This is a genomic window from Paenibacillus sp. 05T425 (assembly GCF_056396205.1).
Window position 1 is genome coordinate 109,461 of record NZ_JBFTLA010000010.1, and the last position, 14,974, is coordinate 124,434.

Consider the following 14,974-nt stretch of genomic DNA (forward strand, 5'->3'; position numbering starts at 1 on the left):
AGATGAGCAACCAATCTCGTATCGCTAACAACGCGCGTTCCGTAGAAGCATTCACAAGGGCGAAGAAAGTAATCCCCGGCGGCGTGAACAGTCCGGTGCGCGCATTCAAGTCGGTAGATCTTAATCCCGTCTACATGGAGCGCGGCGAAGGCAGCCGCGTCTACGATATTGACGGCAACAGCTATATTGATTACGTCGGTTCATGGGGGCCGCTTATTATGGGTCACGCGCATCCGGAAGTGATTGAAGCGATCAAGCGTACAGCCGAGAAAGGCACGAGCTTCGGAGCTCCGACCGAGCTGGAGACGCTGATGGCCGAGCTTGTCGTAGAGCGTGTGCCATCGGTGGATATCGTCCGTATGGTCAACTCGGGAACGGAAGCGACGATGAGCGCCCTGCGTCTCGCGCGCGGTTATACGAAACGCAGCAAAATACTGAAGTTCGAAGGCTCTTACCACGGCCACGCCGACAGCTTGCTGATCAAAGCGGGTTCTGGCGTCGCAACGCTTGGACTGCCGGACAGTCCGGGTGTCCCGGAGCATGTCGCTTCGCATACAATTACCGTCCCGTACAACGATCTGGCATCTGTGAAGCTGGCGTTCGAGAAGTTCGGCGAGGAGATCGCTTGCGTTATCGTGGAGCCGATCGCCGGCAATATGGGCGTTGTACCGCCGCTGCCCGGCTTCCTGCAAGGACTGCGCGATGTGACGGAGAAATACGGTACTATTCTTATTTTCGACGAAGTAATGACCGGCTTCCGTGTCGGCTACAACTGTGCGCAAGGACTGTACGGCGTAACGCCGGATCTGACTTGCTTCGGCAAAGTGATCGGCGGCGGCTTGCCGGTCGGCGCTTACGGCGGCAAGCGCGAGCTCATGGAGCAGATCGCGCCAAGCGGCCCGATCTACCAAGCAGGTACGCTATCGGGCAATCCGCTGGCTATGGCGGCTGGCTATACGACGCTTAAGCTGCTAACGCCAGAAGTGTATGAGCAATTGGAACGCCAAGCTGTGAAGCTGCAGCTCGGCTTCGAAGCGAACGCCAGTAAGCACGGTATTGCGAATACGATTAACCGCGTTGGCTCGATGGTTTGTCCATTCTTTACGGACAACTTCGTCATTAACTTCGAGACGGCAAAGACGTCTGATATTACTCGCTTCAAGGCTTACTTCGCAGCTATGCTTGACCTTGGCGTCAATATTGCGCCATCGCAATTCGAAGGTATGTTCGTATCGGCTGCTCATTCGGATGAAGACATTGCTGCAACGATTGCTGCGCATGATATCGCATTCAGCAGATTGTAGCATATGAGATATAACTAGCTCGCCACACACCCTCTTAATTGCATTGCATAGCAGCAGGCATTAGGAGGGTTTGTTGTGGGACGAGATGAACATAGGAGGCGGCAATGAGAATGGAACAAGCAGTTCGTAATGGAGAATGGCTCGAGCTAGACTGGTCGGCGCTTGCTGATGCCGATAAGGGAGCAGGGGAGCTTGCGCAGCCAGCAGCCGGAAGCCATCCGCATGAAGTGAGGAAATGGCTGCTTGCTAGAGGACTCTTTTCGGAAAAATGGGTGAATCGGCTGTTCTCGGTCGGCGGCATTAAGTGGGAAGGCGATAAGCTGCGTTTGCTTACGTTCCCGGCTGTTGATCCGAAGACGCATCCTTTCTATCGTCAGGCGATTTCGGGACCGACGATCGATATTCCCCCTGTGCTATACGAGGACGACTTCTGCGTCGTGTTCCATAAGCCGGCAGGGATGAAGGTTCATGAGACGTATGCGGGGGAGCGGGGAACGCTGGATGAAGCTGCCGCAAGGCATGCGCTGAAAGCGAAGGATCCATTGCCGCTGCGCCATATTCATAGGCTTGATGATTACACGTCTGGACCGGTACTCTATGCGAAGTGCGACCTGGCTCAGTGGAATCTCGATGAAGCGATGCGGGACAAGGCGATTGACAGGCAATATATTGCGGTCGTTCAAGGCAAGCTTGCGAAGCGGGCTGGAACGATTGACGAGCCTATCGGCAAGGATCGTCATCATAGAGCTAGGCGCATGGTAACGCCATCGGGCGAGCATGCCGTTTCTCACTATGAGAGAGTGGAGGCGTATGGGAAAGCTTCGATTGTCCGCGTTCGGCTAGAGACGGGACGGACGCATCAAATTCGTGTTCATATGAGCTATATAGGTCACCCGGTCATTGGCGATGAGATGTATGGCGGAAACACGCGACTGCTAACCCACCAAGCGCTGCACGGTGAGCGGCTGCTATTCCCTCATCCATGGACTGGGGAGACGATAGAAGTCGTTGCACCGTGGCCGTCTTGGCTGGAAAAGCTCGTATCATCCGTCAGCGGCATGTAAATAAAAGTCATGCTCTAGCCTATCCAACCATATAGATAAGTAGTGAATGTAACTTTAAATATAAGTGAGGATAAGCTTTGTGCCCATCCTCATCTTATATGGCTTGCGTAACGGTCTTCTTGCCGTCCTGCGGAAGGCGGTAGCCGTTAACGCTTCCGAGCATTCAGTACGAGAAGGGAGGACTTAGGCGTGTCGGAACAAACGAGTGGGTTACGCTTTGATGTGTATGAGCGCGTTCATCTGCCGGACGACGTTGCGGCTATCGATGAGTTGGAGGAAATCGAGCTGGTTCCACGCATCCAAGTGATCGATCAGGGGGATCATGCGGTATTGAAGGGCCAGCTGCTTCTAAGCGGCGTATATCGGGGGCAAAATGCGGAAGAAGCGCCGCTTGTGCTGGAGCACTGGATTCCGGTTGAAATTACGCTGCCGATGAACCGAATTTCACGGCTGGACGATATCTCCATCGATATCGACAACTTTGATGTGGATTTGCTGTCAGCCAGAACGTTGAACGTTACTGGCGTCTTGTCGTTGCGCGGCATCTCCGTCGATCCTGTGGAAGAGCCTGAGGAGGCTTGGAGAGAAGAGCCGATTACGGTCGTTCATGAACGGAGTTTCTATGGTTCGCAGCAGCCCGGAGAGGAACAGGGACACGAACAGGAACAGGGACACGAACAGGAACAGGAACAGGAGCCTATACGGGACAATTCATTCCAACAAGAGGCGCCGGCGTACATAGCAGAGGACGAGTCCTTCTATGCGTCAGCGGAGGGCTTCGAGCAACAAATCGCCGAAGCACAAGCACAAGCGCAGGAACGGGAGAATGAGAATGAGATTGAGCGTGAGCGTGAGGCAACCGTGTCGATTTCCTCATCTCCTAATGATTCAGGCTGGTCGTCTTCACAGCTATTCGCGGTGAACGACAGACAGCCTCAGGAGGAGCAGCGGGAGATTACGCTTGCCTCACAGCAGAATAGCGATGACGGGTGGCTCGCCTCTTCATCTCAATATGTGGACGAACCAAGCGAGATCACCGAGCAGGATCGGAATGAAGAGCTGGAGCAGGCAGAGGAGCAAGCGGAGGAAGAGGCTGCTTTCGCCGAAGCGTATGCGCTGCTGGCGCTTGAAGAGCAAGCTCAGCGCGAGCTTGAGGCGGAGCTGGAAGCTCTGCAAGCATCTCAGCAAGCTGTACAGCAAGTCGTGCAGCAGCCTGAGAAGCAAGAGCCGCGCGTCGCGCTCTCAAGCAAACCTCCGGAGGAGCAGGCTGAACAGCCGCCTAATGTCGGCATTATGACGCTGCTCCAGACGAGCCGCCGCGAGCAAGCTGCGCGTCAGGCAGCCGAGCAAGAGATCGCCACTCAGCAAGCGGCTGAGGATGCGCGTGCGCTGTCGTCCGGCGACGAGATTGAGTGGAAGAACTTATTCCTCGGCCGCAATGCAGAGGAGAATGAATTCCGCAAGATCCGGTTATGCATCGTTCAGCGCGATGAGACGCTTGATGCGATTGCGCTTCGCTACAGCATTAATCCTCGAGAAATATTAGTTCGCAATAATCTTAATGAATCGGCCGTGACGGAAGGGCAACTGCTTTATATTCCGTGAAACACCTATTCCTTAATCAATAAAAATGGGTCCTTTCACTCGTTCATTCGTGAACAGTGAGGGACCTTTTTCATGAAACGTACTATGCGAACGTAATCGAACTTCGTATCTTCGCTGTAAGAGCCTATATGCACATACAGGGGATCACAAACCCAGTCTCTCACTGTAAGACTATATATGCTCTTACACGAGGCATGCGTGTGTAATCGAACTTCCTAATCGTGCTGTAAGAGCCTATATGCACTTTCAGAGGCGATCCCACACCCAGCTTCTCTGTGTAAGAACAAATATGCTGTTACACGAGGTGAGATTTATGTCAACATGATGGGTTTTTCACCCCTTAAAGTTGACTCTAGCGCATAACAACGGTATTATGTATACATATAAGTGTCATAATGACGTTGAAGGGGAATAGTACGCAGTGAAGCCTTCAGAGAGCGGAACCGTTACGCTGAGAGGTTCTGCAGGAAGTGACTGCTACGGGTCGCCCCGGAGTTGCCTGGATCAAGCGGAGAGTTTGCGAAACAATGCATCTCTCGCCCGCCTAAGTCAGGCCGGCTGCAGCCGTTATCTGTTCGAGTGTCGCGCGAATCATCTTTTTTTGCGTGAAACAAAGGTGGTACCACGGAAGCTAAACCTTTCGTCCTTTATATGAGGGCGAGAGGTTTTTTTGTATTTATATCGATGTATGGAGGATGGAATGAATGTCAGAAAATCAAACAACGACTACGTCTACGGAAATGCCGACGACTTACGATCCGAAGGCAGCCGAGCAGAAATGGTATGACTATTGGCAGCAGGGCAAGTTTTTCGAAGCGGGCAAGCGTCCTGACGCGAAGCCTTATACGATTGTTATTCCGCCGCCGAACGTAACCGGCATGCTGCATATCGGGCACGCGCTCGACTTTACTTTGCAGGACATCTTGATTCGCACGAAGAGAATGCAAGGCTATGATGCGCTTTGGCTGCCGGGAACAGACCATGCCGGCATTGCGACGCAGACTCGCGTTGAGAGCAAGCTGCGAGAACAGGGCATTAGCCGCTACGATCTCGGACGCGAAGCATTCTTGGAGAAGGTATGGGAGTGGAAGGATCAATACGCGAACACGATTCGTGATCAATGGGGCAAGATGGGTCTCTCGCTTGACTACTCCAGAGAGCGTTTCACGCTTGATGAAGGTCTCTCCAAGGCGGTTCGAGAAGTATTCGTCCGTCTGTACGAGAAAGGCCTCATCTACCGCGGCAAAAAAATTATCAACTGGGATCCTGCGGCACGCACGGCGCTCTCTGATATCGAAGTAGAATACAAAGAAGTGAACGGCAACCTGTACCATCTCCAATATCCGCTTAAGGACGGCTCGGGCTTCATAACGGTCGCAACGACTCGTCCGGAGACGATGCTTGGCGATACGGCTGTAGCGGTTCATCCGGAAGACGATCGTTACAAGCATCTTATCGGCCAAATGCTCATTCTGCCTATCGTTGGACGCGAGATTCCAATTATTGCGGACGAATATGTGGAGAAGGACTTCGGCTCCGGCGCGGTTAAGATTACGCCTGCTCATGACCCGAACGACTTCGAGGTCGGCCAGCGTCATAACCTGCCGCAAATTATTGTCATGGACGAAACGGGCACAATKAACGATCAAGCAGGTCCTTATGAAGGTCTGGATCGTACGGATTGCCGTAAGAAACTCGTGAAGGACTTGCAGGAGCAGGGCATCTGCATCCGCATCGAGGAGCATGTGCATCAGGTTGGCCACAGCGAGCGCAGCGGTGCCGTTGTTGAGCCGTATTTGTCKACGCAATGGTTCGTTGCAATGAAACCTCTTGCCGAAGCGGCAATTGCGGCCCAAAAATCGGGTAAGGGCACGAACTTTATTCCTGAGCGGTTCGAAAAGATCTATATGAACTGGATCGAAAATGTTCGTGACTGGTGTATTTCCCGCCAATTGTGGTGGGGACACCGTATTCCGGCATGGTACAACGATGCTACCGGCGAGATTACCGTATCGCGCGACGACGTTCAAAATACGGAGGGCGCAACGTTCACACAGGATAACGACGTACTGGACACTTGGTTCAGCTCTGCTTTGTGGCCGTTCTCGACGCTTGGCTGGCCGGAGGAGACGGAAGAATTCAAGCGCTACTACCCAACAGACGTGCTCGTTACGGGCTACGACATTATTTACTTCTGGGTAGCGCGAATGATCTTCACGGCGCTTGAATTCACAGACGAAATTCCGTTCAAGGACGTGCTGATCCACGGTCTTGTCCGCGACGAGAACGGGCAGAAGATGTCCAAGTCGCTTGGCAACGGCGTTGATCCGCTCGATGTTATCGAGAAGTACGGCGCGGACGCTATGCGTTATATGCTCTCAACGAGCAGCACGCCAGGTCAAGACTTGCGTTACCGCAATGAGCGTGTCGAGCAGGCGCGCAACTTTGCCAACAAAATATGGAACGCATCACGCTTCGCGCTTATGAACCTGGAAGGGTTCACCGCAGCGGATATCGATATTACGGTTAATCTCGGCACGTCCGACCGTTGGATCCTGCATCGTCTGAACGAAACGGTGCGCGATGTTACCCGCCTAATCGACAGCTACGAGTTCGGCGAGACGGGACGTTTGCTCAATAACTTCATCTGGGACGATCTTTGCGACTGGTATATCGAGTTTGCCAAGCTCAGCCTATATTCAACAGACGAAGCGGCTAAAAAAGCGACGCAGTCCGTCCTTGCTTATGTGCTTGACCGTACGCAGCGCTTGATTCATCCGTTCATGCCGTTCATCAGCGAGGAAATTTGGCAGCACTTGCCGCATGTCGGCGAGACGATCACGCTTGCGGAATGGCCGGTATACGATGCGGCGCTTGAAGCGCCTGAAGCAGTGAAAGAGATGGAGCTGCTGATGGGCCTCATCCGCTCCGTGCGTAATATTCGCGCAGAAGTGAATGTGCCAATGAGCAAGAAGGTCGAGCTTCTCATCAAGCCTTCGAGCGAAGCGGAAGCGGCGATTCTCGCGCGCAATGAAGAGTTCATCAAACGGTTCTGCGGCACATCGATGCTGGAGACGGGAACTCACATTAATGCTCCGGACAAAGCGATGTCAGCAGTCATTACGGGAGCGGAGCTTTACTTGCCGCTGGCTGGCTTGATTGACATCGAGCAGGAAATCGCCCGTCTTGAGAAGGAACGTCAGAATTTGACGGCCGAAGTTGAGCGTGTGGAGAAGAAGCTGGGCAATGAAGGCTTCGTAGCGAAAGCACCGGCTAAAGTCATCGAAGAGGAAAAAGCGAAGATGGCCGATTATGCGGAGAAACGCGAGAAGGTAGCGGCACGTATTGCGGAATTGCGCGGCTGAGATTAAGGGAAGAAGGATCGATACGTATGACGGAACAGTTCAACGAGCAGCGGCCGGCAGGGCCGCTGCATTCCTATACTGAAGCGGTGGAGTGGATTACAGGCCTCATCCCATTCGGCATCCGTCCGGGCCTTGACCGGATCGAGAAGCTGATGGAGCTGCTGGACAATCCGCATCGCAGATTGAAGTTCATTCACGTTGCCGGTACGAACGGCAAAGGCTCGACATGCTCATACTTGACAAGCGTGCTGCTTAAGAGCGGTTATGATGTCGGTACGTTCACGTCGCCTTATATTACGAAGTTCACGAATCGCTTTCAATACAATGGCGTGGATATTGAGGAAGAGACGCTGCTGAAGCTTGCGAATGAGCTGAAGCCGCATGTCGAGGCAATTGCAGAGACGGAGCTCGGTTCGCCGACCATGTTCGAGGTATCGACGGCTCTTGCTATTTTGTTCTACGCAAAAGTGACGTATCCTGACTATGTCGTGTGGGAGACCGGACTCGGCGGCAGGCTGGACGTAACGAATATCGTTCATCCGGTTGTGTCGGTCATTACGAACATCGGACATGATCATATGGATCGTCTCGGCGATACACTTGCTGCAGTCGCGAGCGAGAAAGCCGGCATTATTAAGGCCGGCATTCCGGTCGTTAGCGCCGTATCGCAACCGGAGGCAGTAGCTGTTATTAAGCAAACTGCTGCCGGTAAGCATAGCACGCTTTATTTGCTCGGCGAGCAATTCAGCGAGACGGCCGTTTCCGTTCAGGAAGACGAGCAGACTTTCCGCTTCGACGGATTATTCCGCTCGATCGAGCCGCTGACGATTACGCTTAACGGAGCGCATCAACGAACGAATGCGGCAGTTGCCGTCATGACGCTAGAGGTGCTGCGTCAGTACAATGCGCTTGTCGTAGAGGATGAAGCGCTGGAGGAAGGACTTCGGGCAGCAGCTTGGGCGGGCAGACTTGAGATGGTTTCGCGCTCGCCGCGTATTTTGCTGGACGGAGCCCATAATCCGGAAGGCGCGGAGACGCTCGTAAGCGCGCTTCGGTCAACGTATAAGTACGACCGTCTTCATCTCATGATGGGGATGCTGGAGAATAAGAATCATCAGGATGTACTCAAGCATATACTACCAATAGTGGATACGCTTATATTGACCGAGCCTGATTTTCGAATGAAGATGGATGCACCCGCGTTAGCTGCTATCGTTAGCGATATGAATAATCAACAGCCTGCGGAAAGCTCGTTCGAGCTCATCGTAGAGCCGGATTACCGCGCTGCGCTTCAAAAATTACAACAGTTAACCGGGGAAACAGACCTTGGGGTCGTGACAGGCACGCTATATTTGATTGCTGACGTTCGCTCCCGCATATTGTACAACTCGGATTCTGAAAAAGGTTGGTGAACCGTCTTTGAATACGGCAGAACACGTTCATTTCATCGGAATCGGCGGTTACGGAATGAGTGCCATAGCCCGCGTCATGCTGGAAATGGGCTATAAGGTTACCGGTTCCGATGTCGCGCGTCAGGAGCTTACGGAGAAGCTCGCGGCGAAGGGGGCCGATATTTATATCGGCCATCAGCCCGAGCATGTGAATGGAGCAGATTTGGTCGTTTATTCGACTGCGATCTCGAAGGACGACGTCGAGCGGAGAGCGGCGGAGCAGCTTAACATCCCTGTTCTGCACCGCTCGCAAATGCTGGCGAGATTGATGAATATCGGTAAAGGCATCGCCGTTGCAGGCGCGCACGGGAAGACGACGACTTCCTCGATGATTGCCCTTGTTATGGAGTCCTGCAATGCTGATCCGACTTACATTATCGGCGGCGAGATTGTTAACTTAGGTACAAACGCGAAGGCAGGCAAAGGCGAATACGTTGTTGCGGAGGCCGACGAAAGCGACGGGTCGTTCTTGCATTATCACCCTACGCTTGCAATCGTGACGAACATCGAGCCAGACCATTTGGAAAATTATGACGGAGACTTCGGCAAGCTGAAGGCAGCGTATGTTCAGTTCCTGCAGCAAGTCAAATCCGGCGGCAAAGCTATCGTATGCGCGGATGACGATAATGTGAAGGAACTGATCCCGCTTGTGTATACGGGAGCGGAAGGCGAATCGCAGCTTGTGACGTACGCTATCGATGGCGAAGCGGAATATAAAGCGAGCAATATCGTCTTGGGCGACCGCAAAGTATCGTTCGATATGACCCATAACGGAGCATCTCTCGGTACGATCGTGCTGTCCGTTCCAGGCMGCCATAACGTATACAATGCAATGGCGACCGTGATCACTTGCTTGGAATCGGGATTGTCGTTCCGGGAAATCGCCGAGGCGATTCGCGAGTTCAGCGGCGCGAAGCGCCGCTTCCAGGTGCTCGGGGAAGTCAATGACATTCTGGTCATTGACGATTACGCGCATCATCCGACAGAGATTCAAGCGACGATCAGTGCGGCCAAAGCAACGGGCAAACGGATCATTGCCGTATTCCAGCCGCAGCGGTATACGCGGACATTCTTCTTGTTCGATCAATTCAGCCGCGCTTTCCCGGAAGCAGATGAAGTCATTATTACCGACATCTACTCTCCGGCGGGCGAGCAGCAGATCGAAGGCGTGCATTCGCATAAGCTCGTTGAGCTTATTAAGAGCAACAGCAATGCGAACACTCTATATCTGCCGACCAAGGAAGACGTCCTCTCTTATTTGACGGAGCACGTAGCGCCGGGCGATCTTGTCATAACGATGGGCGCAGGCGACATTTGGAAAGTAGCTGATCAGCTCGCCAAGTCGTTGAAGGCCGCCAACTAAACATATATACGATAAGGGGCCGTCCCAATAGCCAGTAGGCTGCGGGGACGGCCCTATGTTATTTAAGCGCACAAGTGTAAGGAAACGAGAAGTCGCTATTTTGGAGAAGTTTGATTGAATCGTGGGGCTAAAGTTCAAATAGCGTTTACTAGGTTCGTTACACGCTCACATCTCGAATATATCCGCAAATAACGCTATACCGGTTCCTTAGTCTATTTAGGTGGGGAGAAACGACCTGGAAAGTTAGGGTGAACGTCTTAGAAGGCCGGCTAACATCCTTCGTCGGTCTAAATCTCTCACTTGTCTCATAGAATACTAGCAGAAGCTATGGGACAAGGAGAGATTTGCATGAGCTCAAAAAACCGGATTACCTATCGTTTTGACCAGGCAGGTCGCAACGTGACTGATAAACCTATCAAGGAGGCTAAGCGTACGGATACTCATGCGGAGAATGCGGGGAGTCCGGCGAAGTCGAATGTCGTGCCTCTATATCCGCCGCATGAATCGCCCGTTATGAGCGAGCTGACGCCCTGGAACAGCCCGTTCCAGGAGGACATTGTGGCGTTGGAGCAATTAATTCGCGACATAGAGCCGAATTCGAAAGAGAATGCTTCAGGCAAGCTGCCGCCTAATTTTTCGGCGAAGGATGGATTCCAAGGACCGATTCTACTAAATAAATTGGATGCTCCTCTAGCACCGCCCGAAGGTGATCCGTTCGAATCTGTCCTGCTGCCTATCGATGATAGCGAAGCAGAGAGGAAACCTTTGGCAGCCGCGGCTAAAGCCGACAACGGACTAAATTACGAGGCTTCAAACGAACTCTTTTATGATGAAACAGAGGATTTAAGCAGAAACAAAGGTAAATACAAAGCCGTTCGTTACAAAAGACCATCGTCTCCGCCATCTTGGTTCAATGTTTTTTTATCTGTCGCAGGCGCGCTTGCAACGGGAGCGTTGTTCGGTTATTTGCTGCTGTCGCTGTTCACAGGGTCGCCCGTACTGCCCGGCGGCGAGAAAACGGCAGACGGCAAACAGTCCCCTGCCGTTGATACGAATGTCGATCAGCCCGCAACAGGCGGAGTGGGAGTCAGCGATCCTGATTCCGATCCGAATGAAACGCTGCCTGATGAGAGAGGCCCGTTAACAGACGGACCAATGGCCGTATTGACTGGTCTTGACCAAACCTACTATTTGTTGCAATTCGGCGTGTTCAGCAACACGGAAGGCAGAGATACGGCGCTCGCCCAACTGAAGGACAAGGGGCTTGCCGCCGCGGCGCTGGCGACGAAGGATGATTACCGCGTATTCGCCGGAATCGCCGGAAATAAAGATCAAGCGACAGCGCTGCGTGCCTCGATGACGGATACCGATCTGTTCGTTAAGGCACTAACGGTCACCGCGCCTGGCGAATTTCCTTTCGATGGCGATGCCGCAGATGCCCAGAAGTTCTTCGAGCGGACGAGAGACGTCGTCCAAATGTTGGATGATTTGGCTCTGGCGCAGCTCGAGCAACCGACTCTATCGCCGCTTAGCGATGCCGCATCCGTTGCATGGGAGAACAATTACCAGCTGTGGAAACAGGCGGTGCCGATTATGCAGAAAGGCACGAAGTCCGCGGAAAATCTAGCATTTCTGAACTCTATCGTCACTGCTCTAGACAATGCGGCCAAAGCGATGCTTGAATATGACAAGAAACCTTCCGCGTCACATCTCTGGTCTGCGCAATCCTCGTTAATGGCAGCGGTCATTGCACAAAAAGGGTGGTTTGAGTCCATCAGCGCATTGTAAACGAATAGGGATCTGCGTATAATAGAATCAGGTGTCATTTCGTGGCGAGAGGCGTTGAAAGATGAAGAAAAACGGCTGGATCCTACTCATTTTCATCGTATTAGGCTTATTAGCCGGCACGTTGGTTGCCAGATGGCTTACTCCGGTTCCGGGAATATCATTTCTTACGGATCCGCTTGAGGCTGCTTGGTCGCCTGCAATCGATTTATATGTACTCAGCTTCAATCTGTCGATTCATCTGCAAGTTAGCATGCTAAGCATCATAGGTGCTATAATTGCTATCTGGCTTTACCGCAAAATATAAGCTGCCCAAGCGTACTTTCCTATTTCCGGACACAGCCGAGCCGCGGTGGCAGCAATGAAGGAGCATAGTCATCCATTAATGGGACATACACAACTAGGCAATGAACCGATAAGCCGGATTGTATTGGCTTCTTCGTCACCGCGCCGGAAGGAACTGGTTGCATCGCTGGGCCTTTCCTTGCCGGTTTATATTTTGTCTACCGATACCGATGAATCGATTGAACTCGGCTGGAAACCGGATTATGTCGTCGAGCAGCTCAGCTTGCGGAAAGCCTCCGCTGCTGTCCACATGCTGCAAAATGAATCCGATAACCAGCCGTCGCTCGTTATTGGAGCAGACACGATCGTCGTGCTAGACGGAGAAGTGCTCGGCAAGCCGAAGGACGAAGCAGATGCGAAGCATATGCTGCAGCGTCTGCAAGGGCGATCCCATGAGGTTTATACAGGGGTGGCCTGCGTACCTTCCATGAATGGCGAGACGATTGTCATGCACCGTATGACGAGGGTGTGGATGAAGCCGCTTAACGACAAGCAGATCGCGAATTATGTCGCATCGGGCGAACCGATGGACAAGGCGGGCTCCTATGGCATTCAGGGGCTCGGCGCAACGATAGTCGAACGCATTGACGGCTGTTACTTCAACGTCGTCGGATTGCCGCTGTCGCTGCTCTCGGACATGCTGGCGCGTTATGACATTGCTGTGTTTTGAAGGAATGAATGAGTATTTGACGTTATGCGAATGAAAACAAATGTGAATGGAACACATGCAACAACCCGATAGGCGGATAACACATGCCTGTCAGAGTTTGATGGAAGCCGGTTAGCTCAAAGTCGTCGATTTGCTACCGCAAGATGCGGTCATACAATATAGAATGGCCTTGAAAGCATTTTTTTTCAAAAATTAGGCAGGATATGAGAGAAATCTAATGTAGCGAAGGCGGGATCGGGACATGGAGCCGCAATACTCGGTTTTGCGTGATGTCCCCCATGAAGAACGTCCAAGAGAGCGCATGATGCGATATGGGGCAGAAGCACTTAGCCATGCAGAGCTGCTGGCTATCTTATTACGAACCGGCACGCAGCGGCAATCCGCGATTCATCTAGCGGGTTCGGTCTTGCAGCAGTGCGGGAGCTTGCGCAATTTGATGGATATGAGCATGGAGCAATTGACCGCTATCCGCGGCATCGGACCGGCAAAGGCGCTGCAATTGCGCGCCGGCATCGAGCTAGGCAGACGCATTACGCGGAGCAAGCTGGGGGAAACGGTTACGGTTCGCAAGCCGCAGGATGCAGCTGACTATGTCATGGAGGAGCTCCGTTATTTGAAGAAGGAGCACTTCCTTTGTCTGTTTCTCAATACCAAAAATCATATTATTGCCCAAGAAACGTTGTCTGTAGGTACGCTCAACGCCTCGCTGGTTCATCCTCGCGAAGTATTCCGAGCAGCCATTCAGCGCAGCAGCGCGTCGATTATATGTGTCCATAATCATCCTAGCGGCGACCCAACGCCAAGTCCGGAAGACATTGCGCTTACGAAACGACTGGTGGAAGCGGGAGAGCTCGTCGGGATCGAGGTATTGGATCATCTGGTCATCGGGGACGCGCGTTTTGTAAGTTTGAAGGAACAAGGATATATGTAATATAATATAAGGGATTGTGCAATGAGAAGGGAGCAACATCATGTTTGGTGGTTTTTCGAAAGATTTGGGAATTGATTTGGGTACTGCGAATACGCTCGTATTCGTGAAAGGCAAAGGAATTGTCGTAAGGGAGCCTTCCGTGGTAGCCCTGCGTACCGATACGAAAACAATTGAAGCTGTAGGCGAGGACGCCAAAAAAATGATCGGCAGGACGCCTGGGAACATTCGCGCGGTTCGTCCGATGAAGGACGGCGTTATTGCCGACTTCGAGACGACGGCTACGATGATTAAATATTTCATTCGTCAAGCGCAGAAGCAGCGCTCGTTGTTCCCGCGCCATCCGAACGTGATGGTATGCGTGCCGTCCGGCATTACTGCGGTTGAGAAGCGTGCGGTTGAGGATGCGGCGAAGCAAGCCGGCGCGCGTGAAGCTTATACGATCGAAGAACCGTTCGCAGCTGCGATCGGTGCTGATCTTCCGGTATGGGAACCAACCGGCAGCATGGTTGTTGATATCGGCGGCGGTACTACCGAGGTTGCGGTTATCTCGCTAGGCGGCATCGTAACAAGCCGCTCGATTCGTGTAGCCGGCGACGAAATGGATGAAGCGATTATTCAATATATTAAACGTGCGTACAACCTCATGATCGGCGAGAGGACATCGGAGCAACTGAAGATGGAGATCGGCTCGGCTTTGCCGCTGGACATGCCTGAGAAAATCGAAATCCGCGGCCGCGACCTCGTATCCGGCTTGCCGAAGACGCTTGCGATTACATCGGATGAGATTACCGAGGCGCTTACGGATACGGTGAACTCGATCGTGGATGCCGTTAAGATTACGCTTGAGAAATGTCCTCCCGAGCTTTCTGCCGATATTATGGATCGCGGCATCGTTCTTACAGGTGGCGGAGCGCTGCTTCGTAATTTGGACAAGCTGCTGCAACGCGAGACGGGCATGCCTGTTATTGTAGCGGACAATCCGCTTGACTGCGTTGCAATCGGAACGGGCCGTTCGCTGGACAATATTCATCTGTTCAAGAGCAGAGGCAGTTCGTCGTCGCGCTCCAAGCGATAAGAAGCGTCCATAGGGG

The 14,974-nt window shown here is 52.7% G+C and carries 11 protein-coding genes and 1 other annotated feature; all 11 genes read left to right on the forward strand.

From position 1 onward, the window contains the following. Window positions 1–2: 2 nt before the first annotated feature. Window positions 3–1,304 (forward strand): glutamate-1-semialdehyde 2,1-aminomutase, encoded by a 1,302-nt coding sequence (gene hemL / locus AC1DF0_RS22390; protein WP_477575363.1) that lies wholly within the window; start codon window positions 3–5, stop codon window positions 1,302–1,304. 110 nt (window positions 1,305–1,414) lie between these two features. Further along, complete coding sequence (locus tag AC1DF0_RS22395; RefSeq protein WP_442048907.1) at window positions 1,415–2,368, forward strand: RluA family pseudouridine synthase; 954 nt, start codon at window positions 1,415–1,417, stop codon at window positions 2,366–2,368. Window positions 2,369–2,557: 189 nt separating this feature from the next. Continuing rightward, window positions 2,558–3,973: a LysM peptidoglycan-binding domain-containing protein gene (locus AC1DF0_RS22400; protein WP_477575364.1), complete on the forward strand. Its 1,416-nt coding sequence runs from the start codon at window positions 2,558–2,560 to the stop codon at window positions 3,971–3,973. Between the two features lie 392 nt (window positions 3,974–4,365). Beyond that, window positions 4,366–4,624 (forward strand) — a binding site (T-box leader). 53 nt (window positions 4,625–4,677) lie between these two features. After that, complete coding sequence (locus AC1DF0_RS22405; protein WP_477575365.1) at window positions 4,678–7,338, forward strand: valine--tRNA ligase; 2,661 nt, start codon at window positions 4,678–4,680, stop codon at window positions 7,336–7,338. A 26-nt stretch (window positions 7,339–7,364) separates the two neighbouring features. Beyond that, complete coding sequence (locus AC1DF0_RS22410) at window positions 7,365–8,750, forward strand: bifunctional folylpolyglutamate synthase/dihydrofolate synthase (protein ID WP_442048910.1); 1,386 nt, start codon at window positions 7,365–7,367, stop codon at window positions 8,748–8,750. A gap of 7 nt (window positions 8,751–8,757) precedes the next feature. Beyond that, window positions 8,758–10,152 (forward strand): UDP-N-acetylmuramate--L-alanine ligase, encoded by a 1,395-nt coding sequence (gene murC, locus AC1DF0_RS22415; protein ID WP_477575366.1) that lies wholly within the window; start codon window positions 8,758–8,760, stop codon window positions 10,150–10,152. Window positions 10,153–10,500: 348 nt separating this feature from the next. Then, entirely contained in the window at window positions 10,501–11,940 is a 1,440-nt protein-coding gene (locus AC1DF0_RS22420; RefSeq protein ID WP_477575367.1) for an SPOR domain-containing protein, read from the forward strand. Between the two features lie 61 nt (window positions 11,941–12,001). After that, complete coding sequence (locus tag AC1DF0_RS22425; RefSeq protein ID WP_477575368.1) at window positions 12,002–12,244, forward strand: DUF4321 domain-containing protein; 243 nt, start codon at window positions 12,002–12,004, stop codon at window positions 12,242–12,244. Between the two features lie 78 nt (window positions 12,245–12,322). Further along, the gene (locus tag AC1DF0_RS22430) at window positions 12,323–12,952 is read left to right on the forward strand and encodes a Maf family protein (RefSeq protein WP_477575369.1); all 630 of its coding nucleotides are present in this window, start codon (window positions 12,323–12,325) and stop codon (window positions 12,950–12,952) included. A 241-nt stretch (window positions 12,953–13,193) separates the two neighbouring features. After that, a complete protein-coding gene (gene radC / locus AC1DF0_RS22435) occupies window positions 13,194–13,883 on the forward strand; it encodes a RadC family protein (protein ID WP_477575370.1) in 690 nt (229 codons plus the stop codon). 40 nt (window positions 13,884–13,923) lie between these two features. Further along, window positions 13,924–14,958: a rod shape-determining protein gene (locus AC1DF0_RS22440; RefSeq protein ID WP_442048915.1), complete on the forward strand. Its 1,035-nt coding sequence runs from the start codon at window positions 13,924–13,926 to the stop codon at window positions 14,956–14,958. Window positions 14,959–14,974: the final 16 nt, after the last annotated feature.